Origin of the sequence: Nocardiopsis ganjiahuensis DSM 45031, from assembly GCF_000341085.1 — a bacterium.
Lineage (GTDB): Bacteria > Actinomycetota > Actinomycetes > Streptosporangiales > Streptosporangiaceae > Nocardiopsis > Nocardiopsis ganjiahuensis.
On record NZ_ANBA01000017.1, the window covers coordinates 36,745 to 61,071 of the forward strand.

20 protein-coding genes and 1 riboswitch are annotated in these 24,327 nt (G+C 71.5%); of the genes, 8 read left to right on the plus strand and 12 right to left on the minus strand.

Features of this window, described 5'->3' with window-relative positions; genetic code table 11:
* Positions 1 to 289 precede the first annotated feature (289 nt).
* The 4 genes from D458_RS0123455 to gcvT form a co-directional block, all read right to left on the minus strand.
* Positions 290 to 1,702 carry an L-serine ammonia-lyase gene (locus D458_RS0123455; RefSeq protein WP_017589172.1) on the minus strand — a complete coding sequence of 471 codons (1,413 nt, stop codon included), beginning with the start codon at positions 1,700 to 1,702 and terminating at the stop codon, positions 290 to 292.
* Positions 1,703 to 1,785: 83 nt separating this feature from the next.
* Positions 1,786 to 3,054: a serine hydroxymethyltransferase gene (locus D458_RS0123460; RefSeq protein WP_017589173.1), complete on the minus strand. Its 1,269-nt coding sequence runs from the start codon at positions 3,052 to 3,054 to the stop codon at positions 1,786 to 1,788.
* Position 3,055: 1 nt separating this feature from the next.
* Positions 3,056 to 3,436, minus strand: a complete 381-nt coding sequence (gene gcvH, locus D458_RS0123465; protein ID WP_017589174.1) for a glycine cleavage system protein GcvH — start codon at positions 3,434 to 3,436, stop codon at positions 3,056 to 3,058.
* 161 nt (positions 3,437 to 3,597) lie between these two features.
* Positions 3,598 to 4,713: a glycine cleavage system aminomethyltransferase GcvT gene (gcvT, locus tag D458_RS0123470; RefSeq protein WP_017589175.1), complete on the minus strand. Its 1,116-nt coding sequence runs from the start codon at positions 4,711 to 4,713 to the stop codon at positions 3,598 to 3,600.
* A 145-nt stretch (positions 4,714 to 4,858) separates the two neighbouring features.
* A riboswitch (glycine riboswitch) is annotated at positions 4,859 to 4,960 on the minus strand.
* Positions 4,961 to 5,156: 196 nt separating this feature from the next.
* Here gcvT and D458_RS0123475 point away from each other — a divergent pair.
* Both D458_RS0123475 and D458_RS0123480 read left to right on the plus strand, forming a co-directional pair.
* Positions 5,157 to 6,050, plus strand: a complete 894-nt coding sequence (locus D458_RS0123475; RefSeq protein WP_017589176.1) for a penicillin-binding transpeptidase domain-containing protein — start codon at positions 5,157 to 5,159, stop codon at positions 6,048 to 6,050.
* A 99-nt stretch (positions 6,051 to 6,149) separates the two neighbouring features.
* Positions 6,150 to 7,388 carry a metal-dependent hydrolase family protein gene (locus D458_RS0123480; RefSeq protein WP_017589177.1) on the plus strand — a complete coding sequence of 413 codons (1,239 nt, stop codon included), beginning with the start codon at positions 6,150 to 6,152 and terminating at the stop codon, positions 7,386 to 7,388.
* Between the two features lie 67 nt (positions 7,389 to 7,455).
* Here the strand turns inward: D458_RS0123480 and D458_RS0123485 are convergent, their stop codons facing one another.
* Positions 7,456 to 8,517, minus strand: a complete 1,062-nt coding sequence (locus D458_RS0123485; RefSeq protein WP_017589178.1) for a 3-deoxy-7-phosphoheptulonate synthase — start codon at positions 8,515 to 8,517, stop codon at positions 7,456 to 7,458.
* A gap of 206 nt (positions 8,518 to 8,723) precedes the next feature.
* Entirely contained in the window at positions 8,724 to 10,439 is a 1,716-nt protein-coding gene (locus D458_RS0123490; protein WP_017589179.1) for an AMP-binding protein, read from the minus strand.
* A gap of 234 nt (positions 10,440 to 10,673) precedes the next feature.
* Here D458_RS0123490 and D458_RS0123495 point away from each other — a divergent pair, with 234 nt between their 5' ends.
* Entirely contained in the window at positions 10,674 to 11,576 is a 903-nt protein-coding gene (locus D458_RS0123495) for a DUF4429 domain-containing protein (protein WP_017589180.1), read from the plus strand.
* A gap of 74 nt (positions 11,577 to 11,650) precedes the next feature.
* On the plus strand, positions 11,651 to 12,607 hold the full coding sequence (pip, locus tag D458_RS0123500) for a prolyl aminopeptidase (RefSeq protein ID WP_017589181.1): 957 nt from the start codon (positions 11,651 to 11,653) through the stop codon (positions 12,605 to 12,607).
* Positions 12,608 to 12,674: 67 nt separating this feature from the next.
* Here pip and D458_RS0123505 read toward each other — a convergent pair whose 3' ends face one another.
* A complete protein-coding gene (locus D458_RS0123505; protein WP_017589182.1) occupies positions 12,675 to 14,648 on the minus strand; it encodes a DUF4153 domain-containing protein in 1,974 nt (657 codons plus the stop codon).
* A gap of 213 nt (positions 14,649 to 14,861) precedes the next feature.
* On the opposite strand from D458_RS0123505, the gene D458_RS0123510 reads away from it, so the two are divergent.
* Positions 14,862 to 15,053, plus strand: a complete 192-nt coding sequence (locus D458_RS0123510; RefSeq protein WP_017589183.1) for a ferredoxin — start codon at positions 14,862 to 14,864, stop codon at positions 15,051 to 15,053.
* On the opposite strand, the gene D458_RS0123515 is transcribed toward D458_RS0123510, so the two are convergent.
* Positions 15,037 to 16,302 carry an NAD(P)/FAD-dependent oxidoreductase gene (locus D458_RS0123515; protein ID WP_026119624.1) on the minus strand — a complete coding sequence of 422 codons (1,266 nt, stop codon included), beginning with the start codon at positions 16,300 to 16,302 and terminating at the stop codon, positions 15,037 to 15,039. The genes D458_RS0123510 and D458_RS0123515 overlap by 17 nt on opposite strands.
* Before the next feature lie 213 nt (positions 16,303 to 16,515).
* Entirely contained in the window at positions 16,516 to 17,478 is a 963-nt protein-coding gene (locus D458_RS0123520) for an asparaginase (RefSeq protein ID WP_017589185.1), read from the minus strand.
* A 301-nt stretch (positions 17,479 to 17,779) separates the two neighbouring features.
* Between D458_RS0123520 and D458_RS0123525 the strand changes: the two genes are divergently transcribed.
* A complete protein-coding gene (locus D458_RS0123525) occupies positions 17,780 to 18,724 on the plus strand; it encodes a 3'-5' exonuclease (protein ID WP_017589186.1) in 945 nt (314 codons plus the stop codon).
* Between the two features lie 30 nt (positions 18,725 to 18,754).
* On the opposite strand, the gene D458_RS0123530 is transcribed toward D458_RS0123525, so the two are convergent.
* From D458_RS0123530 to D458_RS0123540, 3 genes are all read right to left on the minus strand, one after another.
* Positions 18,755 to 19,009 carry a hypothetical protein gene (locus D458_RS0123530; RefSeq protein WP_017589187.1) on the minus strand — a complete coding sequence of 85 codons (255 nt, stop codon included), beginning with the start codon at positions 19,007 to 19,009 and terminating at the stop codon, positions 18,755 to 18,757.
* Between the two features lie 161 nt (positions 19,010 to 19,170).
* The gene (locus D458_RS0123535) at positions 19,171 to 19,827 is read right to left on the minus strand and encodes a TetR/AcrR family transcriptional regulator (RefSeq protein ID WP_017589188.1); all 657 of its coding nucleotides are present in this window, start codon (positions 19,825 to 19,827) and stop codon (positions 19,171 to 19,173) included.
* A gap of 122 nt (positions 19,828 to 19,949) precedes the next feature.
* A complete protein-coding gene (locus tag D458_RS0123540) occupies positions 19,950 to 20,627 on the minus strand; it encodes a biliverdin-producing heme oxygenase (protein ID WP_017589189.1) in 678 nt (225 codons plus the stop codon).
* A gap of 447 nt (positions 20,628 to 21,074) precedes the next feature.
* On the opposite strand from D458_RS0123540, the gene D458_RS0123545 reads away from it, so the two are divergent.
* Together D458_RS0123545 and D458_RS34070 are read left to right on the plus strand one after the other, a co-directional pair.
* Positions 21,075 to 22,334 carry a PP2C family protein-serine/threonine phosphatase gene (locus D458_RS0123545; RefSeq protein WP_017589190.1) on the plus strand — a complete coding sequence of 420 codons (1,260 nt, stop codon included), beginning with the start codon at positions 21,075 to 21,077 and terminating at the stop codon, positions 22,332 to 22,334.
* Positions 22,331 to 24,307 (plus strand): sensor histidine kinase, encoded by a 1,977-nt coding sequence (locus tag D458_RS34070; RefSeq protein WP_017589191.1) that lies wholly within the window; start codon positions 22,331 to 22,333, stop codon positions 24,305 to 24,307. Before D458_RS0123545 ends, D458_RS34070 begins: the two co-directional genes overlap by 4 nt.
* Positions 24,308 to 24,327: the final 20 nt, after the last annotated feature.

The following is a 24,327-nucleotide window of genomic DNA, read 5'->3' on the forward strand; positions in this document are numbered from 1 at the left end:
TGAAAAAGTCCGCCTGTTTCTCGTGAAAATCAGCGGAAAACAAGTCGGGCCGATGATCACCCTTGATCGAACGACCACGTCCGCAGGAGAGGGCCGAAAGCGTCCGAATGGGGCGAGTCTGGTGGCGAGCTGGGCTCAAGCCACCAGACCCGGGGTGACGGTCGACATGGGCGAGCGGGTGGGAGGCTCGAGCCCGGTTGCCGACCGTGCGTCCGGTACAACCCGAGATGTTCCCGAGCTATTCCCGGTTGGGCGCTCCGGCTCCCGCCGTCCCGCTATGGCCCCTGGTTCAGCATTCGATGACGTTGACGGCGAGGCCGCCGCGGCTGGTCTCCTTGTACTTGTCGTGCATGTCGCGGCCGGTGTCGCGCATCGTCCTGATGACCTTGTCCAGGCTCACGAAGTGGCTCCCGTCGCCGCGCAGGGCCATCCGAGTGGCGCTGATCGCCTTGACGGAGGCGAGCGCGTTGCGTTCGATGCAGGGGATCTGGACCAGACCGCCGATCGGGTCGCAGGTCAGACCCAGGTTGTGCTCCATGGCGATCTCCGCGGCGTTCTCCACCTGGGCCGGGGAACCGCCCAGCACCTCGGCCAGACCGGCCGCCGCCATCGAGGAGGCCGAACCCACCTCGCCCTGGCAGCCCACCTCGGCACCGGAGATGGACGCGTTCTGCTTGAACAGTATGCCGATGGCCGCGGCGGTGAGCATGAACCGGACCACGCCGTCGTCACCCGCACCCGGGCTGAAGTGCAGGTAGTAGTGCAGGACCGCCGGGACGATGCCCGCGGCGCCGTTGGTCGGGGCGGTCACCACGCGCCCGCCCGCGGCGTTCTCCTCGTTGACCGCCAGCGCGTACAGCGTGATCCAGTCGCTGCCGCGCATCGGGTCGGGGTCCACGTGGGTTGGGGCGAGCAGACCGTGCTCGTCGCAGTTGCCGCCCAGCTGGCGGTAGAGCCGGTGCGCCCGCCGGGGCACCTTCAGACCGCCGGGCAGGCTGCCCTCGGTCGAGACACCGCGCCGCACGCACTGGCGCATCGCCGTCCAGATCTCCAGCAGCTCCGCGCGGATCTGCGCGGGGGTGCGGCCGAAGGCCTGCTCGTTGGCGAGCATCAGGGCGCTGATCGACATGTCCGTCTGTTCGCACAGCTTCAGGAGCTCTTCGGCGCTGTCGAAGGGATAGGGGACCTCGGTGTCGTCGGCCTTGATCCGGTCCGCTCCCGCGGCCCGCTCGTCCACGACGAAACCGCCGCCGACCGAGTAGTACACCTTGGCCGCCACCTCGGCGCCCGCGGAGTCCAGTGCCACGAAGCGCATCCCGTTCGGGTGGCCGGGCAGGCTCTCCTTGCGGCGGAAGTCGACGTCGACCGACGGGTCGAACGTCACCGGCGGACCCTCGGGGCCGCCCAGGTACAGCGTCCGGGCCGTCCGGACCCCCTCCACCAGCCGGGGGACCGCGTCCACGTCCACGTCCTCGGGGGTCTGACCCATCAGCCCCAGGATCACGGCCGTGTCGCTGCCGTGCCCCTTGCCGGTGAGCGCCAGGGAGCCGTACAGCTCCGCTCGCACGTGGGACACACGGGACAGGAGGTCCTCGCTGCGCAGTCCGGACACGAAGGTCCGGGCCGCCTTCATCGGGCCGACGGTGTGCGAACTGGACGGTCCGATACCGATCTTGAACAGGTCGAAGACGCTGATGGCCATGGCTGTCCTCCTCGTTGAGCACAGGGGTGGGGCCGTGGTGACCGGCGCCGTGTGGGCCCTCGCGGCCCACACGGCGGGCACTGCTACAGGTTCGGGTAGAGCGGGCGCTTGGCCGCCAGGGCGCTGACGCGGTCGCGCAGGGCGGCCTCGTCGAACTCCGGCTTGAGCGCGTCGGCGATGACGTCGGCGACCTCCGCGAAGTCACCCTCGTCGAAACCGCGCGTGGCCAGGGCCGGGGTGCCGATCCGCAGACCCGAGGTCACCATCGGCGGCCGCGGGTCGTTGGGGACCGCGTTGCGGTTGACCGTGATGCCGACCGCGTGCAGCCGGTCCTCGGCCTCCTGGCCGTTGAGCTCGGAGTTCACCAGGTCGACCAGGACCAGGTGGACGTCCGTGCCGCCGGTCAGGACCTTGACGCCGACCTCGGCCGCGTCCGGCTGGGTGAGCCGCTCGGCGAGGATGCGAGCACCCGCCACCGTACGGCGCTGGCGCTCGGCGAACTCCTCGCTCGCCGCGACCTTGAACGAGACCGCCTTGGCCGCGATCACGTGCTCCAGCGGGCCGCCCTGCATGCCGGGGAAGACCGCGGAGTTGATCTTCTTGCCCAGCTCGGCCTTGGACAGGATCATGCCGCCGCGCGGGCCGCCGAGGGTCTTGTGGGTCGTGGTGGTGACTACGTCGGCGAACGGCACCGGGTTGGGGTGCAGCCCGGCCGCGACCAGACCGGCGAAGTGCGCCATGTCCACCATGAGCAGCGCACCGACCTCGTCGGCGATCTCGCGGAACTTCGCGAAGTCGAGCTGACGCGGGTAGGCGGACCAGCCCGCGACGATCATCTTCGGCTGGTGCTCCTTGGCGAGCGCCGCGACCTCGTCGTAGTCGACGGTGCCGTCCTCGTCACGCACGTGGTAGGCCACGGCGTTGAGGATCTTGCCGGAGTAGTTGATCCGCATGCCGTGGGTCAGGTGACCACCGTGGGCCAGGTCCAGGCCCAGGATGGTGTCGCCCGGCTTGAGCAGCGCGAAGTACACGGCCGTGTTGGCCTGTGCGCCGGAGTGGGGCTGCACGTTGGCGTGCTCGGCGCCGAACAGTTCCTTGGCGCGGTCGATCGCCAGCTGCTCGATCACGTCGACGTGCTCGCAGCCGCCGTAGTAGCGGCGGCCGGGGTAGCCCTCGGCGTACTTGTTGGTCAGGACGGTGCCCTGGGCCTCCAGGACCGCCTGGGGCGCGAAGTTCTCGGAGGCGATCATCTCGAGGGTGTCGCGCTGGCGGGCCAGTTCGGCGTCGACCGCGGCCGCCACCTCGGGGTCCAGCTCACCGAGGGTCTGGTTGAGCAGGTTGTCGCTGGTCATGCTAGTTCTCGCCTTCGGTCAGCTTGGTGTACTCCTCGGCGGAGAGCAGGTTCGCGGGCTCCTCGGAGATCCGTACCTTGAACAGCCAACCGCCCTCGAAGGGCGCGGAGTTGATCGTCTCGGGGGCGTCCTCGAGGGCCGCGTTGACCTCGACGATCTCTCCGCTCACGGGGGAGTAGATGTCGCTGACGGACTTGGTGGACTCCACCTCGCCCGCGGTGTCACCGGCGGCGACCTCGCTGCCGACCTCGGGGGACTCGACGTAGACGATGTCGCCCAGCGCCTCGGCGGCGAACGCGGTGATCCCGACGGTGGCGATCCCGTCCTCGACCGCGACCCACTCGTGTTTGGCGGTGTAACCCAGCTCCGTGGGAACGCTCACTTCAACTCTCCTTGGAGGTGTTCCATTTGTCTGCCGTGCGCCCGTACGGCGACCCGGCCCGGCCTACGCCTGGTCACGCCCCGTCCGTGCCGGTTCCTCGTGGGAATCCAGCCGGTGGCGCGTGCAGGTCGTCGGGGCCGCGTGGTGGCGGCCCCAGGTTCCTACGGCTGCCGCTTGTAGAACGGCAGCTCGACCACGTCGACTTCCTCGCCCCGTCCGCGCACGTCCACGGTGAACGAGCCGGTCGCGGTGTCGAGGTCGCCGTCCACGTAGGCCATGGCGATGGGGCGGCCCAGGGTGGGGGAGGGGGCGCCACTGGTGGTGACTCCGACGACGGCTCCGTCGCGCAGCACGTCCTGGCCCTTGCGCAAGGGCCGGCGGCCACGGGAGGCGAGCCCGATCAGGCGCCGCTCCCGCGAGGTGCGCGAGGCCTCCTCCAGGGCGGCGCGGCCGACGAAGTCGCCCGTCTTGTCGAACTTGACCACGCGGCCGAGGCCGGCGTCGAAGGGGGTGAGCTCCGAGGTGAGCTCCTGGCCGTAGAGCGGCATCCCGGCCTCCATGCGGAGGGTGTCGCGGGAGGAGAGTCCGGCCGGGACCAGCCCGTGCGGGGCGCCCTCGGCCATGAGGGCGGCCCAGATCTCGGGCGCCTTGTCGGCGGGCTTGACGAAGATCTCGAAACCGTCCTCACCGGTGTACCCGGTGCGGGCGAGCAGGACCGGAACCCCGGCCACCGTGTGCTCGTACCCGGCGTAGTAGCGGATCTCGTCGAGGTCGGCGTCCGTGAGCGGGGCGAGGATCTCCACCGCGCGCGGGCCCTGGATCGCGATGAGCGAGTAGGCGGCGGACTCGTCCGCGACCTCGACGTCGAAGCCGGCGGCGCGCTCGGCCAGGGCGGAGGCGACGACGGGCACGTTGGCCGCGTTCGCCACGACGAGGTACTCGTCCTCGGCCAGGCGGTAGACGATGAGGTCGTCCAGGACCCCGCCGTCCTCGGCGGTGATCATCGTGTAGCGGGCGCGGCCCACCTTGACCTTGGAGAGGAAGCCGACCAGGGCGTGGTCGAGGGCCTCCGCGGCCTGTGGGCCGGTCAGCCGGATCTCACCCATGTGGGAGAGGTCGAAGAGCCCGGCGGCCTCGCGGACCGCGGTGTGCTCGGCGGTCTCGCTGCTGTAGCGGAGCGGCATGAGCCACCCGGCGAAGTCGACGAGCGTCGCCCCTGCCTCTTCGTGGACCTTGTGCAGCGCCGTGATACGCGGCGCGGACGTGGGATCTGACATGGGCACTCCCGAGAGGATGGGCGTCGTGTCGTGCGAAAGGCGTTGCCATCCTCCCCCTCTGTCATGGGTGCCTGAGAGCTTCACCGCGCGCTCGGCGTGGTTTGCACCTTCGGCGAGGGAACGTGTCCCTGCTTTCCAGAGTGGTCTCGCCCGTACGGTCCGCTGTGCCTGAGAGGTTGTCATCGGGGAGGGATTGCTCCTTCGGCGGCCCACGCTGGATACGCGGACTCTCTCCCGTACGGGGTCAGCAACACGCTCAGCCTAGCAGCGGCGACGCAGGGCGCCCAAGACTGGCCAGCCGGTTGTGGACAACCCTGGCGAACCCCGGTCCGAGGGGGACACCGCACCGTAGGGTGTCCCTTGAGGAACGGTGCCGGGTGACGGGTGGGCAGGAGCTAGCTTTGTCGGTGGACGTTCCTTCGGACAGCCTGTGGAGGAGACGAGTGCGTACCGACACCGAACACGCTCCCGGGAGGCCCGGGCGCGCTCCCGGCCGATTCGCCGTCGGCGCGGTCGGCTGTGCCATCACCCTGTTCGCCGGGACCGCCTGCGGCGGGGCCGAGGAGGACTCCGGGGCGGCCCAGGGGACCGTCGGCAGCCCCGTTCAGCTGGGCGACGTGCAGACCGTGGAACGCGAGGACCTCGAGGCCGTCTTCGCCGAGGCCGGAGTGAGCGGGACGTTCGTGCTCTTCGACGCCGGTGACCGGTCCGCGGTCGTGGTGAACCCGGAGGGCGCGCGCGAGCGCGCCGTGCCCGCGTCCACGTTCAAGCTGCCGAACACGCTGATCGCCCTCCAGACCGGAGAGGTGGCCGACGTCGACGAGGCCGTCTCCACCGCGTCCGGTGAGGAGCTGAGCCTGCGCGAGGCCCTGCCCGCCACCGATGTCCCGGTGCACCAGGAGGTGGCCGACCGGATCGGGTTCGACCGGATGTCCACCTGGGTGGACCGCTTCGACTACGGCAACCGCCAGCTGGGCGAAGAGGGCGACATGGACCGCTTCTGGCTGGAGGGTCCGCTGGAGATCTCCGCGCTGGAACAGGCCACCTTCGTCGCCGAGCTCGCCCGCGAGGAACTGCCCGTGGACGTCGAGCACCAGCAGGCGGTGCGCGAGCTGCTCAGGGTCGAGGAGGGCGCGGACCACCAGCTCTTCGGCCGGACCGGCCTGGGTGTGAACGTCGACCCTGTGCCGGGCTGGTGGGTCGGCTGGGTCGAGCACGGAGACGAGCTGCACACGTTCGCGCTGCGCCTGGAGATCGAGGAGGAGGGCGACGCCGACCTGCGCGAGTCCCTGGGCCGTGAGCTCCTGGTCGCCCTGGAGGTCCTTCCCCCGGAGTAGCCCGTGTCCGCGGTGTCCTTCCTCGGCGGGACGCCGATCGGCCCGGGCGCGCGCTCGCACACCTGTTCCAACGGCCCGCACCCGAAAGAAGGAGCCCCCATGACCGGCGCCAGGACCCTCTACCGGGACCTCACCCTCGTCGACGGCACCGGGGCCGCCCCGCTCGCGGACGCCGCGGTCCTCGTCGAGGACGGGGTGATCGTCTACGCGGGCCCCGCCGCCGACGCGCCCCGGGCCCGCCCCGAGGACACCGTGGAGAGCCTGGACGGGCGCACACTGCTGCCCGGTTTCATCGACACCCACGTGCACTTCGGATTCGCCGACGGTCGCGCCCTGGCCGCCAACAACGCGGACGTCTCCCGCAGCCTGCACGCCTTCGAGTCCGCCGAACGGATGCGCGTCACCCTGGAGGCGGGCGTGACCGGCGCCCGTGACCTCGGCGGGGCCGACGCCGGGTTCCGGATCGCCCAGGAGCGGGGCCTGATCCGGGGACCGCGCCTGAGCATGGCGCTGCGCCTGATGAGCCACACCGGCGGCCACGCCGACTTCACCCTGCCCTCGGGCGCCAACTCGCACGACTGCGAGCACACCGCCGCGGAGATCGCCGACTCCCCCCAGGAGGTCCGGGTGGCCACCCGCCGCCTCATCCGGGACGGCGCCGACGTGATCAAGGTGTGCGCGACCGGCGGTCTCTCCAGCCCTTCCGACGGCCCCACCGACGAGGGGATCACCGAGGAGGAGATCGCGGTGATCGTCGCCGAGACCGCGAGGCACGGCGGGCGGCCGGTGGCCGCGCACGCCCAGGGCGCGGCGGGGATCAGGAACGCGGTACGCGGCGGTGCGGCCAGCATCGAGCACGGCTACCTGATCGACGACGAGGGCATCGACCTCATGCTGGAGCACGGCACGTTCCTGGTGCCGACCCTGACCACGTTCGACTTCGCGGACCGCATCCACCTGATGTCGCGGAAGTCGATCGACACCAAGCGGGCACTGGCCGACGAGACCTACGAGCGGATCTCGCACGCGGTCAGCCGCGGGGTGCGGGTCGCGATGGGCACCGACGCGGGGATCTCCGAGCACGGCCGCAACCTGCGCGAACTCGCCCAGCTGGTGTCCGTGGGGCTGTCCCCGATGGACGCGATCGTGGCGGGCACGCGCAACGCCGCCGAGCTGGTGGGCGCGGCCGACCGGACGGGCACGGTCCAGGCGGGCAGGCTCGCCGACCTCGTGGTGTGCGAGGGCGACCCGGTCGCCGACATCGCCCTGCTGGGTGATCGGGACAACGTCGTGCTGGTCGTCCAGGGCGGCGAGACCGTCAAGGACACCCGGGCCTGAACCGGCGGACAGCGCGGAAGGGCCCGACACGTCGCTCGTGTCGGGCCCTTCCGCTGACCGGTGTGTCTCAGACGGTGTTCTTACGGCGCCGGCGCACGGCCTCGGCGAGGTTCTCCAGGACGCCCTCGGTGGTCTCCCAGCTCATGCACTTGTCGGTGATGGACTGGCCGTAGGTGAGCTGGTCCGGGTCACCCAGCTTCTGGGCACCCTCCTCGATGAAGCTCTCCAGCATCACACCGACGATGCCCTTCTGGCCCTCGGCGACCTGGGCGGCGATCTCCCGGGAGACCTGCGCCTGGCGGACGTGGTCCTTGCCGCTGTTGGCGTGGCTGGCGTCGATCATCAGACGGCGCGGCAGCTTCGACTTCTCGATGACGTCCAGGGCCGAGCCCACCGACTCGGAGCCGTGGTTGGGGCCGCTGCGGCCGCCGCGCAGGATGACGTGGCAGTCCGGGTTGCCGTCGGTGACCACGACCGAGCCGGCGCCCGCCGGGTCCACGCCGAAGAAGGTGTGGGAGGCGGCAGCCGCGCCCACGGCGTCCACGGCCACCTGCACGTCTCCGTCGGTGCCGTTCTTGAAGCCGACCGGGGTGCTCAGGCCGCTGCTGAGCTGGCGGTGCACCTGGCTCTCGGTGGTGCGGGCGCCGATCGCACCCCAGGACACCACGTCGGCGATGTACTGGGGGGTGATCGGGTCGAGGAACTCGGTGCCCGCGGGCAGGCCCAGGGCGTTGATGTCGATGAGCAGCTTGCGGGCGGTGCGCAGGCCGCGGTGCACGTCGTAGGTGTCGTCCAGGCCCGGGTCGTTGATCAGGCCCTTCCAGCCCACCGTGGTGCGGGGCTTCTCGAAGTACACGCGCATGACCACGCACAGCTCGCCGCTGACCGACGGGACCAGGTCGCGCAGGCGCCGGGCGTAGTCCAGGGCCGACTCCGTGTCGTGCACCGAGCAGGGACCGACGACGACCAGGAGGCGGTCGTCCTCGCCGTCCAGCACACGCTTGACCTCGGCGCGCGAGCTCTCCACCAGGGCGGTGCTCTCCTCGCTCATCGGGAGCTCGGCGAGCAGGTCCCGGGGGGCGATGAGCGGCTTGTAGCTTGCCACCCGTGTGTCGTTGGTGCTCGTCATCGTCTCCCCTAGGTCCCGTCAGGCTGATCGTGTCGCAACAAAACCGTAGCGCGCCCCGGAACTCCGGACACGATCGCGTCGGCAATTCGGTGGGAAACGGGGGATGGGAAAGACCACACCGGCGCATTCCGGAAGGAGGCGTCCCAGAGGTTGAGACGAAAATGCGCGGTGACCATTCCCGCCGGGACCCTTCGAGCGCCGGGCGCTCAGTCCTTCAGCCCTGGGAGGTCCTCCTCCCAGAACTCGCGCGGGTTGCGCGTGCCGTCGGTGACCGTGCCGCGCTCGGCCTCGGCCTGGCGCAGCTGCACTCGTCGGATCTTACCCGAGGCGGTCTTGGGCAGAGCGGTGAACTCCAGGCGGCGGACCCTCTTGTACGGCGACAGGCGGTCGCGGACGTACTCCAGGAGGGCGCGGGCGGTGTCGGCGTCGGGTGCCGCGCCCTCGGCCAGGGAGACGTACGCCTTGGCGACCGACATGCGCAGCGGGTCGGGGGAGGGGACGACCGCGGCCTCGGCCACGTATTCGTGTTCGATCAGAACACTTTCCAGTTCAAATGGTGAGATGCGGTAATCCGAGGCCTTGAACACATCGTCGGAGCGGCCGATATAGGTAATGTAACCGCGCGAATCCCGCATGGCGATGTCCCCGGTGCGGTACAGGCCGCGCCGGGTCGCCTCCCGGGTGCGTTCGGGGTTGTCGGAGTAGCCGCGCATCGCCCCCACGGGTTCGTCGGCCAGGTCCACGCAGATCTCGCCCGTGTCCGCGGGCTCCTCGGTCTCCGGGTCGACGAGGACGATGTCGTAACCGGGCATGGGCCGTCCCATCGACCCCGGAACCACCTCCTGCCCGGGGCCGTTGCCGACCAGCAGGGTGGTCTCGGTCTGCCCGAACCCGTCGCGCACCGTGATCCCCCACGCGTCACGGATGCGGTCCACGATCTCCGGGTTGAGCGGTTCCCCGGCGGAGACCGCCTCGCGCAGCCCCACCTCCCACGCCCCCGGGTCGGCCTGGAGCAGCATCCGCCAGGCCGTCGGCGGTGCGCAGAGCGTACGCACCCCGCAGCGCACCACCGCGTCCAGCAGGGCCGCCGGGTCGAACCGTTCCTGGTTGAGCACCAGCACCGTGGCCTCGGCGTTCCACGGAGCGAAAACGCTGCTGTAGGCGTGCTTGGCCCAGCCGGGCGCGGACACGTTCAGGTGCACGTCGCCGGGTCGGACGCCCAGCCAGTACATGGTGGAGAGGTGGCCCACCGGATAGGAGCTCTGGGTGTGGGTGACCAGCTTGGGGCGCGCGGTGGTGCCCGAGGTGAAGTACAGCAGGAGGGGGTCGTCGGGCTCGGTGTGCCGGGGCTGGGTGAACTCCAGCCCGGAGTGCTCGGAGTCCGGGTAGCTGAGCCACCCGTCCATGTAGCCCACGCAGATCCGGGTCCAGTGGCCGTCCAGGTTCGCGAACCGCGCGGTCTCGGCGGGGGAGCAGATCACGTGGGCGATGTCGCCCCGGTCCAGCCGGTCCACCAGGTCGCCCTCGGACAGGTTGGTCGCGGTCGGGGTGATCACGGCGCCCAGCTTGATCGCGGCGAGCAGGGTCTCCCACAGCTCGACCTGGTTCCCGAGCATGAGCATGATCCGGTCCCCCGGGTGCACGCCCTGGCCGATCAGCCAGTTCGCCACCTGGTTGGAGCGCTCCGACAGCTGCCGGTAGGTGTGGTGGGCCTCCGTGCCGTCCTCCTCGACCAGCCAGAGCGCCGTCCGGTCCGGGCGCGTGGCCGCCACCAGGTCGAAGTGGTCCAGAGCCCAGTTGAACCGTTCCGGCCGGGGCCACGTGAACTCCCGGTGGGCCGTCTCCTGGTCCTCCCGGTGCTGTAGGAGCAGGTCCCGCGCGGCGCGGAACTCCCGTGCCCCCTCGGACATCTCGTGCGACATCGAAGGCCTCCGCTTCGGGGGCGGGCGCGCCGTGCGCGCCGCCCACGGGCTCCCGGCCACCGGACGGGTGGCGGGACGGGGTGTGCCCCTGCGGTTCTACCCGCAACCGGCCGTCCCGACCCCTCGCCCGCCGAACCCCGGAGCCGCCCGGACGCGCCGTGGGCGCCCGCCCGGGCCTCCGAGGCGTATCGGGGAGGATGTCCGCCCCGTGGGGCACCTCTAGGATGGTTGCCCATGGAGGAACTTCGCGGACATCACGCCATCTGGCGTTTCGACGAGGAGAACGTGCGCGTCAGTTTCGGCACCGGACGCAAGGTTCCGACCCTGTTCAAGGCGCTCGGCCAGTGCTCGGTCCCGCTGGCGGCCGTACGCGAGGTGGAGTTCGACCCCGGTGACCGCAAGCACGGGTGGCGGCTCCGCCTGCGCCTGGTGGACGGGGCCGACCCCTACGCGCGCCTGGAGACCTCGGGCGCCGCCCAGAACACCACACCGCTGCAGCTGACCGGTCCGCACGACCTGGAACTGGTCGCCGAGTACAGCGCGGACCGGATCGCCGAGTCCGCCCGCTACGCACGTGAGATCCTCACCGCGCCGCTCGATCCCGTACGGGCCGCCCTGGGACTGGTGGCCAGGCCGCCCCTGCAGGCACGCACCGGGGAGGGCTCCGCCTCCTTCGACGGGCAGCGCGTGCGGCTCCAGTGGGACGGTTGGATGGCCAGCACCGCGAAGGGGACGGAGAAGTCACGCGAGTTCCCCTTCGGCGAGATCGAGAGCCTCCAGTGGTTCCCGCAGATCGACTTCGACGAGGGTTTCCTGCGCGTGGTGCTGCGCGGGGTCACCCTGCCCGAGGCGTCCGGCCTGGAGAACGACTTCTTCACCCTGGCCTCGCACGGCCTGAAGGGCAGCGAGGAGAGCCTGCTGCTGGCGGCCACCGTCAACGCCCACATCGCCCTGGCGCAGGCGGGGACCGCCGTGGAGGGCTCCGGGGAGCCCGCCGGGCTGGAGGCCGCGCGCCCGGCCGACGACAGCGAGGCGATCTTCGCCAAGATCCGGGAGCTGGGCAGCCTCCACGCCGAGGGTCTGCTGACCGACAGCGAGTTCAGCGCCAAGAAGGCCGAGCTCCTGGACCGGCTCTGATCCCGGTTCCGGGGGACGACACGGCACAGCCACGACCAGTACAGACACACACCCGCGACGAAAGGTCCCACGTTTTGCGCACCTTGTACCCGTCCATCGAGCCGTACGACTCGGGCATGCTCGACGTCGGCGACGGACACCGCGTCTACTGGGAGCTGTGCGGCAACCCCGCGGGCAAGCCCGTGGTGTTCCTGCACGGTGGCCCGGGCGGCGGCTGCACCCCCGACCACCGCCGGCTCTTCGATCCGGAGAAGTACCGCATCCTCCTGTTCGACCAGCGCAACTGCGGGCGTTCCACCCCGCACGCCAGCCGTATGGACGCGGACCTGTCCACCAACACCACCTGGTCGCTGGTCGGCGACATGGAGCGCCTGCGCGAGATGATCGGCGTGGACGCGTGGCAGGTCTTCGGCGGCTCCTGGGGCAGCTGCCTGGCCCTCGCCTACGCCCAGAAGCACCCCGAACGTGTCACCGAGCTGGTCGTGCGCGGCATCTTCACACTGCGCGACCAGGAGCTGCGCTGGTTCTACCAGGAGGGCGCCTCGAACCTCTTCCCGGACCTGTGGGAGTCCTACCTGGCCCCCATCCCGGAGGAGGAGCGCGACGACCTCATCGGCGCCTACGCCCGCCGTCTGGAGTCCCCGGACCGGGAGGTGCGGCTCGAGGCCGCCCGCGCGTGGAGCGTGTGGGAGGGGTCGACGATCACGCTGCGGCCCAACCCCGCGCTGCGCGAGCACCACGCGGACGAGGACTACGCGCTGGCCTTCGCCCGGATCGAGAACCACTACTTCCACAACAAGGGCTTCCTCACGCCGGAGCAGCTCATCGAGGGCGCGGAGCGCATCCGCCACATCCCCGGTGTGATCATCCAGGGCCGTTACGACGTGTGCACCCCGATGCGCACCGCCTACGACCTGCACCGTGCCTGGCCGGAGGCGGAGTTCCACGTCATCGACGACGCGGGTCACGCCTTCAGCGAGCCGGGCATCCTCGACCAGCTGATCGAGGCCACCGACCGCTTCGCCAAGTAGCGGCGAGCGGCGGGCGGGAACCCGGTGAGCGGGGGCGCGCCGTACACGGCGCGCCCCCGCTGCCCGTTCAGTGGAAGTAGGGGGCCGCACAGTGCGAGCGGTCGACGAACTCGGGGGCGGACGAACCGAGCAGGTCGTGTTCGGCCAGCAGTGAACGGGCCCGTTCACGGGAGAGGTTCCCGGCACCGAAGCCGTCCGCGGTCCGCAGACGGTCCCCGATCCGGTCGAGGGCGCAGCCCCGGTCGTCGCCCTCCAGTTCGATGAGCCCCGGCACGGCGTCCGCGGACAGCCCGCGCAGGTACCAGGTGTCCACCTCGGCGAGGTCGAGGTCGTGGTGGCTCTCGGCGATGCGCAGGTCGGGATCGCTGTAGGCGAACACGGTCAGGGCCACCGCGCCCAGGGCGACGGCGGCGCGCGGCAGCCACCGGGTCCGGCGGCCCAGGGAGTCGAGCACGCCCGCGACCAGGATCAGGACGAACAGCAGCGCGCTCCACACGATCCACGCCTCGGCGGCGACCCGCAGCCGGGTCAGTCCGAACACGTCGATGTACAGCTGGAGCCGCATCATCGCCGAGGCCAGGATGACCAGGGTCAGGAAGCACAGCGCGCCGAGCATCGAGTTGCGCAGGAGCCGGGTTCCCGAAAGGCCCGGCACCAGCCGCACCACCAGGGCGACCACGCCGAGCACGAGCAGGCTCACCACCACCAGCTGGAAGAAGCCCTGGCGGGCGTATTCCGCGTAGATGACCCCGGCGACCCGCTGAACGTACTCGTCACCGCCGAACATGGCGGTGGCCTGGACCGCGAGGAAGGCCGTGAACAGGGCGGCCAGGGCGCCGAGCGGCACCGTCCACACCCAGACCGGCCACGGCGGGGCGGAGGCCTCCGGGTCGGGGGCCGGCACGGGGAAGCCCGGGGGAGTCGCCCGGGGCGTGACGGACCCCGGGACGGGGCGGCGCGGGGCCGTGCCGCGGCGCGCGGCAAGGACGGCGGCACCGGTGAACAGGGCGGCGAGCAGGGCGCCGATCGGGTGGAGCCCACCCACGCTCAGGTCCGGTGCGCTGAACAGGTTCTCCACGTGGGCGGCGAAGACCGGGTCGGCGAAGGCGAACAGTCCGCCGAAGACCACGAGCAGGCCGAGCGTCGTCCCGGTGGTGACCAGCGCGGGCACGAGGGCCCGGTTGGACGCCTTGAACCGGACCAGCGGGCGGCCCAGGAAGACCGGTACGGCGAAGGCGTTGCGCAGCAGGGCCACGGAGCCGGCGGCCGCCCCGACGGTGCTGTGGCGCGCGGCGGGGTTGTGCACGGCGAAGGCCAGGGAGGCCAGGAAGAAGGCGGCGGTCAGCGTCCAGGTGAGCACCCAGCCCGCGTCGCGCAGGGCGGCGGTGGCCAGCAGTGCGGTGGCCAGGACCCCGTAGACCGCCGACCACGCGTGCCGGTAGCGGTCGGGGCCCGTACGGTCCTCGAAGCCGTCGGCCTCCTCGCCCGAGTCGCCGGTGCCTTCCTCCGGGTCCTCCCCGAGAGAACCGTCCGCGCCGTCCTCGGCGCTTTCGGGGATCGACGGGCGCACCAGCAGGGCGGTGAACGCGGTCAGCCCGGCCGCCAGACCGGTGATGACCAGACCGATCCCGGGGCGGTCGAAGGTGGCCAGGAACAACCCCAGGACACCCACGCCGAACACCGCGAGCGGCAGCCACACAGGGGCCTCCGGCAGCGGTGCCCGGGGCCTCGGAGGCGGGGCCGCGTACCTCAGTGCGTCGTAGCGCCTTTCGTATGCCCCGAACCCCTGCTCCTCGGCCACCTCCGCACCGGGGTCCTCCTCTCCCCGCTCCTCCGCTCCGGGCTCCTGTTCCGCGGGTCTCTCCTCCGGATCGGGACCTTCCGGCTCGGGACCCTCCGGACCGGGACCTTCCGCCTCGGGACCCTCCTCGGCGGGTCGCCCCACCGCGCTCTCCGGCGGCTCCGACCGCGGTGTCGCGGGCTCCTCCGCGTCACCGGTCCGGCCGTCCCGCACCGAGCGGTCCGTCTCCTCAGCGCTCATGCCCCACCTCTTCCACTCCGCCCCGGTCGGGGAGTTCCGCGTGGTGTGACGGCGGTCGCGCCGAAAGGGTTCTTCGGCGGGCAGTGCCTGGCCGGAAGAGGCCCCCGGGACAAGCATGTCCGAAATGCGGCAATACCGACTCCGCGGGTGCTGTGGCTAGGGTGTTGCCACCCGCAGATCCCCAGGGGCCCGACGGCCCGGAGAGAAGGCAGTATGCGAGTCGAGGTCGACTACGACCAGTGCGAGAGCAACGCCCTGTGCATGGGCGCGGCCCCCGAGGTGTTCGAGGTCAGGGACGACGACTTCCTGTACCTCCTGACCGAGGAACCCTCCGAGGAGCTCCGCGACAAGGTCCGTCAGGCGGAGAGGCTGTGCCCCAAGCAGGCCATCACCGTGACGGGGTGACACCCGCCGCGGCCAGTGCCTCGTCCCACGTGGTGGGCTTCTCCAGCAGGCCGCGGTAGCGCATGGTGCGCGGGGTGGACCGCAGGCCCAGGACACCGGTGAGCATCCCCCCGCGCCCCAGGAACGCCACGAACTTTCGGTCCTCCGGTGAACCGTGCACGAAGGTGACCTGATCGGCGGGCGCGCCCTGCCCCAGGAGCTGGACCTTCTTCTTGTACTGGTCGGACCAGAAATACGGCACAGGTGTGAAGGGCGTCCGCCCCGCCCCGGCGAGCAGGTTGCGGGCGGCCGCCTCGCCCTGCTCGCTCGCGTTGGTCCAGTGCTCCAGCCGGATCCGGCCGCCGTAGCGCGGGTGCGGCCAGTTGGCCAGGTCGCCCACCGCGTAGACGTTCGGCACCGAGGTCGCGGAGTACTCGTCGCACACCACCGAACCGTCGTCGAACAGGTCGACGCCCGAACCACGCAGCCACTCGGTGTTCAGGTGAACGCCGACGCCGGCCACCACCAGCGAGGCCTCGATCGCGGAGCCGTCCGCCAACCGGACCCGCTCCACCCGGCCCGCCCCCTCGAACCCGCTCACGCCCACACCCAGGCGCACGTCCACGCCGTTCTCCCGGTGCAGATCGGTGAGGACCTCCCCGATCCGGGGGTGGACCACCCGGGTCAGCGGGGTCGTCGCCGCCTCGACCAGGGTGACCTCCATGCCCACGGCGCGGGCGCTCGCGGCGACCTCGGCCCCGACGAACCCCGCGCCGACCACCACCAGGTGTCCGGTGGAGTCGAAGGCGGCCCGGACCGCCTCGGCGTCGTCCAGGGTGCGCAGGACGTGCACCCCCGCCAGGTCGGTGGCGGGGCGCCGGGCCCGCGCTCCGGTGGCCACGATCAGCCCGTCGTAGCGCAGCGAACCCTCGCCGCCAGGGCCGTCCACGCGCACCTCACGGGCGGCCGGGTCCAGCCCGACCACCCGGGTGCTCGGACGGAACTCCAGGTCGAGACCGTCCACCGCGGAGTCGTCGCGCAGCCGCAGGGCGCGGTGTCCGACCAGCCAGCCGGGGCCGCCGTGCGCGGGGTCCATCCCGATCCCGGTCAGGACCTCCTTGGACAGCGGGGGCCGGGAGTAGGGGCGGTGGGCTTCCTCGCCGACCAGGGTCAGGCGTCCCTCGAAGCCCCGCTCCCGCAGGGCTTCGGCCGCGTGCAGACCGGCCATGCCCGCACCGGCGATGACGATCTCGTTCAGGGTGTCCGACACCATCTCTCCTTCAGCTGTCATGTTTCCCCGGAGCCTAGCCACAGTTGCCCCGGTCCCAGGGGGTTCGCGTTCGGGCGCCGGCAGGTGGTGTTGCAGGAGACCCGGGGAGGTGCTGGAAGTGGGATTGCTCGGAAGGTACCGTCGGCCGCCAGGCCGCCCGTTGGGGGCGGTGGCGGGCGACGGGTGGGCCGAAGCGGAGCGGAAGCCCAAAAGTCAGAGAGCGCGGACCTCGCCGACGGTGCGGCCGCCGCCGCTCACCGGGGTGGTCAGGCGCTCGCTGACGGGGCTGACGTCCACGCCCAGGGCCTGCAGTGCGGTGAGGCCGACCACCACACGCGAACGCTCCTCGGCGTCTCCGTCGCTGATCTTGACCGCGACGGTCTCGCCGGTGGGCGCGTTGAGCACGAGCACGCCGTCGGCGCCGATCTTGGAGACCAGGCCGGGCAGGCGGGTCATCAGGTCGGTGTCGACGCGCTCGGGGCCCGAGACGTACTCGGGGTGGGCGCTCATCGCCTCGACGACGTTCCGCTCGTGGGTGCCCTCGGGCGACAGGCGCATGCCCTGGACGCCCCGGGCCAGGCCGGTCAGGGAGACCGCGAGCTGGGGTGCGCCGCAGCCGTCGACGGCGGTGTGGGCGACGGTCTCCCCGCACATGTCCTCGGTCGCCTCGCGCACCAGCAGCTGGAGGGGGTGCTCGGGGTCGAGGTAGTCGTCGGTGCTCCAGCCCTGGGCGACACAGGCGGCGAGCATGCCCGCGTGCTTGCCGGAGCAGTTCATGTACCGGCGCTCGGGGGAGCGGCCCGCGGCGATGAAGGCCTTGCGGGCGGTGGGGGAGCCGGGAACGGCGGGCGGGCACTGGAGGGCGTCCGCGGTGAGCCCGGCGGAGGCCAGGATGCGCTCGGCCTCGGCGGCGTGGAATTCCTCACCCCCGTGGCTGCCCGCGGCGATCGCGAGGGAGGCACCCTCCAGCTGAGCGCCGGCGCGCAGCATGGCCAGCGCCTGGAAGGGCTTGGCGGAGGAACGGGGGAACATGGGGTCGTGCACGGGCCCGCGAGCGTAGGCGATCTCGCCGTCGGCGGACAGGCCGACCACCGCTCCGTAGTGCACGCCCTCGCGCATCCCGGAGCGGACGACCTCCGTCAGAGGGGCGTAGCTGGGCAGCGGGGTCTGGTTCATGCGGGTTCTCCTCGCCGTTGAGGCCGGTGGTGGGTGCCCGTCGGTGCCGGGCACGCGTCAAAACGTACACAAACCACGTGTTCTTCCCGATCAGCGGTGTGCGGTCCGCGGTGTCGACCCTGCTCAGGCACGTGCGGCGCCCGGTGTCGGGCACGGGCAGTAAGGTCGTGAACCGACGGTGATCCGGTCGGAACATCCTGCCAGAACGGGAGCGACCTGCTGGAACACCGCCCGAGGACACTGCCGGGGCCGGGCGTGAGAGCCCGGGCCGCCGGCGCGACACAGGGAGTTGGGGCAGACGATGGGAACGCTGCGGACGGGCGCACTGACCCGGAGAAGGGTCGGCACGCGGGCGGCGGACCTGGAGTACGCGGTACTCGACGTGGAGACGACCGGCCTGGACCCGCGCGAGGGCGCGCGTCTGGTCGAGATCGCGGTGGTGCGGGTGCGCGGGGACGGCAAGCTCGTGGAGGAGTTCAGCACGCTGGTGGACCCCCGCGCGCCCGTCAGCGGCCAGGAGTTCCACGGGATCGGTGAGGGCGACGTCATCGGGGCTCCGCGTGTGGAGCAGATCGTGCCGCGGATCGCCCAGTTGCTCTCCGGCGCGGTGGTGGTCGGCCACAACCTGGACTTCGAGGAGCGCTTCCTCGCCGCCGAGCTGGTTCCGGCCGGGCTGCCGCGCGGCCAGTCGGGCCTGTGCACGCTACGCGCCCTGCGTGCCCAGCTGGACCTTCCGCGCTACTCGCTGCCGCGCGCCACCCACCTGCTGAGCGGGGACTGGCCGACGGGGCAGCACACCGCACTGGGCGACGCGCGCGCCTGCGCCAGACTGCTCGTGGAGATGATCGCGAACGCGCCCGGCGAGCTGCGCTACACCGGCCCGGCACCGCGGTTCCTCCAGGGTGACGTGCTCTCCGGTGAGGGTGTGGACCTCGGAGAGGCGGTGCGCTGGAAGCCGCGGACCACTCCTGCGCCCGGCGGCCTGGAGCCCCTGAGCACCTGGAACGCCCCCTGGCGCGGAACCGAGCTGGACGCCGAGCTGTGCGGTGGTGCCTTCGGGGCCACCGACCGGGCGATCGCGGAGACGACCGCGCACCGCGACTCGCAGCTGCGGGAGCGGCTGGCCGCCGTGGCGGCGGTGACCGGCGGCATCGCGGCCACGGTCGCGGGCGGCCTGCTGCTGCGCATGGCGAACGGACGCGGGGCCTTCCGGGGGAATCCGTACCCCGGAGGCCGTCCTCGGTAGGAACCGGGCCGGCCGGAGGCCGACCACGCCCTAGAGACCGGACAGGCTGAGGAAGAACGCCACGATCAGCGCGCTCCCTCCCACGGCCGTGAGCAGGGCGCGCCCCTGCTCGGTCAGCCGCGCGGGGACCAGGCGCAGCCCTGGCGGCGCGCCGGTGCGCTGGGCGGTGACGACCCCGCCGCCGGCGCGGGGAGCGGGCGGGCGCCCGGGCACGTAGCGGGGCACCTTGTTGAACAGGGCGATCGACACCAGGACGGTGCCGAGGGCGATCAGCGTGAGGGACACGGGGAGGAGGGCCTAACAGGACTCGGAGGCGTTCGGGCGGACTCGCCCGGGAGGGCCGGGCAGAGCGGAACGTTCCCCGGTCCCGCGGCCTTCAAGCGGGTCGGCGGTGGCCGCTCCCGGACACGGCCGGTTAGGCCCTGACCCTTATCACCGAGGGTGTTTCAGTGAGAGCCCTGCGTGTTCTCCGTGGTGCTCGCGGGGAGGATGGTGTCCACGGTTTCGGTCGCCACCCCGAGGGCGCGGAGCACGAACCGGGTGACCAGGGAGTGGGTCCCGTCGAGGCTGATGTCGCCGTTCACCAGGGGCAGCCGCTGGGAGCCCACCATGGACAGGGTGAGCCCGGCGACCCGTTCCGCCGGCAGGCGGTCGAACTCCCCGGCCGCGGTGCCCTCCTCCAGGATCTCGGTGAGCAGGCGCTGCATCGGGGCGACGTGCGCGGCCAGGGCCTGGTAGGCGTCCGGGCCCAGGCTGGCGCCCAGCTCGGCGGCGGGCGGGTGCGGATGCGCGACGAGGCCCTCCAGCTGGAGGCGTACGAAGGCTGAGAGGCGGCGGGCCGCCGACACCCCTGAGGGGAGCTCGCGCTTGTACCGCTCGACGAACGCGCTGTTGACCTGCTCGGTGAAGGCCAGGAGCAGCGCGGGCTTGTCCGGGAAGTAGTTGTACAGCGCGGTGCGGGTGATGCCCGCGGCGTTGGCCACGTCGGTCATGGAGATGCGGTCGATCCCCTGGGACCTGATCAGCTCTTCGACGGCGTCCATGATGCGCTCCCGTGTGCGGGCACGGTGAGCGGCGATGGTCGGAGCCGTGATCTTGGGCATGACTCCTATGGTGGCACGTCCGAGCGGCCGAGGCGGCACGCCGGAGCAGCCGTACCGGGCCCCGCGGCGCCGGTACGGCCGGCCTCGGTGCGGCAGGAGGCCGCGTGGCGGAACGCCCGGGCTCAGACGTGCTTCCTGCCGAGGTCGGCGAGGACCTCGGTGTTGAGCTGGTAGGCCAGGCGGGTCTCCTGGACGAGGAAGCCCGCGGCGGCCCGGTCGAGGTCCAGGGAGTCGAGGCGCTCGCGGTACCCGGCGCGGAACTCGGGCAGGCTGCCCAGGCCGTCGAAGACGTAGAAGGCCACGCCCGCGCCGTCGGCGAGGGCGTAGGCCTCGGCGGCGATCCGCCGGATGAACTGCCCGCCGGAGACGTCCCCCATGTAGCGGGTGTAGTGGTGCGCGACGAACCCCGCGGGGTGGTCGGCCATCTGCTCGATGCGCGCCACGTAGGTCCTGGTGGCAGGGGTGGGGGAGATCCGGTCGCGCCAGTCGCCGCCGAGCAGGTGCTCGAGGTCGGCCTCCAGCGCCGGGACGCGCTCCAGCTCCGGGTAGTGGAAGCGGCCGGCGACGGGGTCGTCGGCCAGTGCGCGGCCGACCCGCTCCAGGGCCACGTAGGCGAAGTGGTGTTGGGCGACCATGGCGGTGTAGCCCGCGAGGGAGAGCTCGCCCCCGAGCAGCGCCTTGGTGAAGCCGTGGTTCTCGGCGGCCGAGTGATCGCCCCAGGTGGCGGCCTTGAGGCGCTCGGAGAACGGCTCTTCGGCGGCGGGGGAGGCCGGTGTGGGGGCCTCGGCTGTGGCGCTCATCGGCACTTTCCGCCTCTCTTTTCGGGATCTTTATGACATCATGTCATTTAGGCGGACAGGGTTGTCAAGATGGATATGACGACCTGTCATGAAAAGGGGTCACAATGCCCACTTCAAGTGCCCTGCGTCACAGGATTCACGTGCCTCCGCACGCGCACGTGCACGCTCTGACCACGCACGGGACCCTCGGGCACGCCGGGAAGTCCCACCGGGTCGGGCCTTCCGGCGCACGGGCCGGAAGGCGGTTCCTCGGGCCGGCGTTGGATGTGTCTCGTCTCGTCTGCTGGTCAACTGGTCACCGGGGCGTTTATCGTTTGGATGTCGTGCGGTCCGAACCGCCGGGAACACCCGAGGTGTCCGCCTCGGGCTTCCGGCGTGACAGCGCGCCCCACGGACCCACGGACCTTGAGGCGATGAGTGGATACCAGGAGAACAGGGCACGATCCCGTGACGGTCACCGGTGACGAGGCGGCCCACGCCGCGAACGGCGCTGCGACACACGGCAGCGCCGCCCTGGGTGACGACACCGTCCTGGACGACCGGGTGGAGGCTACCGTCGAATCGGTTGACGTCCTGCTGATCGAAGACGACCCCGGCGATGCCTTTCTCGCCGAGGAACTCCTCGCGGACACCGCGCTGGCCACCCGCATCACGTGGGTCTCCACGCTCAAGGCCGCCCGTGAGCACCTCACCGACTTCCGTGGTTGTGTCCTGCTCGACCTCAACCTCCCCGACGGGCACGGCCTCGACCTCCTGCGGGAGGTCCTCGGCAGCGCGCCCTCCGCCGCCGTCGTGGTCTTCACCGGCCTCGACGACGAGCACGAGGGCATCGCCGCGGTCGCCGCGGGCGCCCAGGACTACCTGGTCAAGGGCCAGGTGGACGGCTCCCTGCTGGCCCGCAGCCTGCGCTACTCCCTGGAGCGGCGCCGCGCCGACGAGAACGCCCGCCAGCTGCGCGAGGCGCGCATGCGGGCCCGGGAGAACATGCGCCTGGAGCGTGGCCTGCTGCCCCAGGTCCTGCTCGCCCGCTCGCCCCTCAGCCACCGCGCCTACTACCGGCCCGGGCGCAAGCGCGCTCTGGTCGGCGGCGACTTCTACGACGCGGTCGAGAAGGACGGCACCACCCACGTCATCATCGGCGACGTCAGCGGCCACGGCCCCGACGAGGCCGCCCTCGGGGTCAGCCTGCGCATCGCCTGGCGCACTCTGGTCATGAGCGGTGTCGCGGAGGAGCGCGTCCTGCCCAACCTGGAGGACCTCCTGGTCAGCGAACGCGCCCAGGAGGAGATGTACGCGACGCTGTGCATGGCCAGCCTCGACACCGGCAGTGACCGGGCCCGCGTGCGCGTCCTCGGCCACCCGCCGCCCATGATCGTCGCCGGCGGCGTCGCCGAGGAGATCCAGGCCGTACCGCAGCCGCCGCTGGGCGTCTTCCCGGTCGACCAGGACGAGGTCACCGAGATCGTCCTGCCCAAGGGCGTCAGCATGCTCTTCTACACCGACGGCCTGGTCGACGCCTACGACGGCGGCCCGCCCGCGCGCCTCGAGGTCGCGGGCCTGCGCCGGATGGTCAACGGCGCGCTCGGCCAGGGCGTGGCCCTGAACAACCTGCCCGAACACCTGGTGGACGAGGCGGAACGCAGTAACGGAGGGCCGCTCCAGGACGACGTGGCGATGCTGCTCATCAACCACGGAGAGCCGGAGTGAGCCCCACCGGGGAGGAACACCACACCATGGACACCGAGTCCGCGACCGCTTCCGAACAGGGCGGAGGTGAGGGGCCGGAACCGGACGAGGGCTCCCGGGCGTCCGTCGGGGGAGGCCTCTTCGTCAACGCCACCCCGGGTGGGCGGATCTACTCCAGCCGACACTCCTGGAGCCTGCGCCGCCGGGTCACCAGCCTGCTGACGGTGGTCGCCGTCGTCCTGGTGGTCGCCGTCTCGGTGATAACGCTCGCCGCCTTCCAGGCCCGGGACTCCCTGGTCCTGCAGGTCGACTCCCTGACCCCGGGCCTGAGCACCGTCGAGCAGACCCGCTCGGCCTACCTCAGCCAGGACCACGCCCTGCGCGGCTACATCCTCACCGGCGACCGCGACTTCCTCCAGCCCTTCGTCGAGCAGCGCATGGCTCTCGCCGAGTACCGGAGCGCCCTGACCACCCTGGCCGAGGAGAACGAGGACGTCGCGCCCAAGGTCAACGAGCTCATCGAGGCCGGCGACGTCTGGAGCGAGGAGTTCGCCGAACCCGTCCTGGAGCAGGTCCGCACCGGTGAGACCCCCACCCAGGAGGACCTCCAGCACGGTCGCGCGCTGTTCCTGGAGCTCAACCGCGCCGCCGACGCCACCACGAACCACCTCACGAGCGAGATCGAGGAGGCCCAGAGCGGCCTGACCCTGGCCACCCAGCAGGTCGTGGCCCTGCTGGTGCTCGTCGGCCTGGTGGTGGTGTTCCTCTCGGTCTTCCTGTGGGTGATGCTCCAGCAGTGGGTGCTGCGCCCCCTGGAGGAGCTGGCCGGGCACATGCGCCAGGTCTCCGAGGGCTACTACGCCCACCGCATCTCCCTGCACGGGCCGCCGGAGATCGTCCAGCTGGGCCAGGACGTGGACGCCATGCGCGAGCGCATCGTGCAGGACCTGGACGAGGTCGCCTCCGCGCGGCGCAAGCTCCAGGAGCAGTCCACCCTGCTGGAGCACCAGACCGAGGAGCTGCGCCGCTCCAACCTGGAGCTGGAGCAGTTCGCCTACGTCGCCTCGCACGACCTCCAGGAGCCGCTGCGCAAGGTCGCCAGCTTCTGCCAGCTGCTCCAGCGCCGCTACCAGGGCCAGCTGGACGAGCGCGCGGACTCCTACATCGACTTCGCCGTCGAGGGCGCCAAGCGCATGCAGACCCTCATCAACGACCTGCTGGCCTTCTCCCGGGTCGGGCGCACCAAGAACTTCGCTCCGGTCGACCTGAACGTGGCTCTGGACGACGCCCTGAGCAGTCTGGAGACACGCCTGGAGGAGGCGGGCGCCGAGATCACCGGCGACACCCTGCCCGCCGTCCAGGGCGACCGCACCCTGCTCACCCAGGTCTTCTTCAACCTCGTGGGCAACGCGGTCAAGTTCCGCGGCGAGGACGCGCCCACGGTCCACATCAGTGTGGAGCGCCAGGGCGACGAGTGGGTCTTCTGCTGCGCGGACAACGGCATCGGCATCGAACCGCAGTACGCCGAGCGGATCTTCGTCATCTTCCAGCGCCTGCACACCAGGGAGAAGTACACCGGTACGGGTATCGGACTGGCCATGTGCAAGAAGATCGTCGAGTTCCACGGTGGTCGCATGTGGCTGGACACCGGCGAAGAGGAGACCGAAGAGTCCGAAACCGCCGACAGCCCGGACTCCGGACGGACCGGAACCCGCATATGCTGGACTCTGCCCGTCGACACCGAGGCGGAGGAGGAAGAGTCGGTTGCCCTGGAGGGAACCGAACCGACTGACGACGCCGATAACGGAGTCGAGGGCACCGAGGTCGCCGAGTCCGCCCCCGCGGACGAGGCACCGACGGCCACACAAGAGTCCAGCGGCACCGAGCCGAGGGCCGATTCCCCCACGGGTAGCGAACCCGGCGGGGAACCGCGTCCCCTGCCCGGCGGCGCTGGCGGTACGGTTCCACCCGGTCACGGGGAGGAACCCGTATAGGGGTCTGGAAGCTTGAGCGA

Coding starts and splice junctions, on each gene's coding strand:
- D458_RS0123455 (WP_017589172.1), bottom strand. CDS start 1,702: ATGGCCATCAGCGTCTTCGACCTGTTCAAGATCGGTATCGGACCGTCC.
- D458_RS0123460 (WP_017589173.1), bottom strand. CDS start 3,054: ATGACCAGCGACAACCTGCTCAACCAGACCCTCGGTGAGCTGGACCCC.
- gcvT (WP_017589175.1), bottom strand. CDS start 4,713: ATGTCAGATCCCACGTCCGCGCCGCGTATCACGGCGCTGCACAAGGTC.
- D458_RS0123480 (WP_017589177.1), top strand. CDS start 6,150: ATGACCGGCGCCAGGACCCTCTACCGGGACCTCACCCTCGTCGACGGC.
- D458_RS0123485 (WP_017589178.1), bottom strand. CDS start 8,517: ATGACGAGCACCAACGACACACGGGTGGCAAGCTACAAGCCGCTCATC.
- D458_RS0123490 (WP_017589179.1), bottom strand. CDS start 10,439: ATGTCGCACGAGATGTCCGAGGGGGCACGGGAGTTCCGCGCCGCGCGG.
- D458_RS0123495 (WP_017589180.1), top strand. CDS start 10,674: ATGGAGGAACTTCGCGGACATCACGCCATCTGGCGTTTCGACGAGGAG.
- D458_RS0123505 (WP_017589182.1), bottom strand. CDS start 14,648: ATGAGCGCTGAGGAGACGGACCGCTCGGTGCGGGACGGCCGGACCGGT.
- D458_RS0123510 (WP_017589183.1), top strand. CDS start 14,862: ATGCGAGTCGAGGTCGACTACGACCAGTGCGAGAGCAACGCCCTGTGC.
- D458_RS0123520 (WP_017589185.1), bottom strand. CDS start 17,478: ATGAACCAGACCCCGCTGCCCAGCTACGCCCCTCTGACGGAGGTCGTC.
- D458_RS0123525 (WP_017589186.1), top strand. CDS start 17,780: ATGGGAACGCTGCGGACGGGCGCACTGACCCGGAGAAGGGTCGGCACG.
- D458_RS0123535 (WP_017589188.1), bottom strand. CDS start 19,827: ATGCCCAAGATCACGGCTCCGACCATCGCCGCTCACCGTGCCCGCACA.
- D458_RS0123540 (WP_017589189.1), bottom strand. CDS start 20,627: ATGAGCGCCACAGCCGAGGCCCCCACACCGGCCTCCCCCGCCGCCGAA.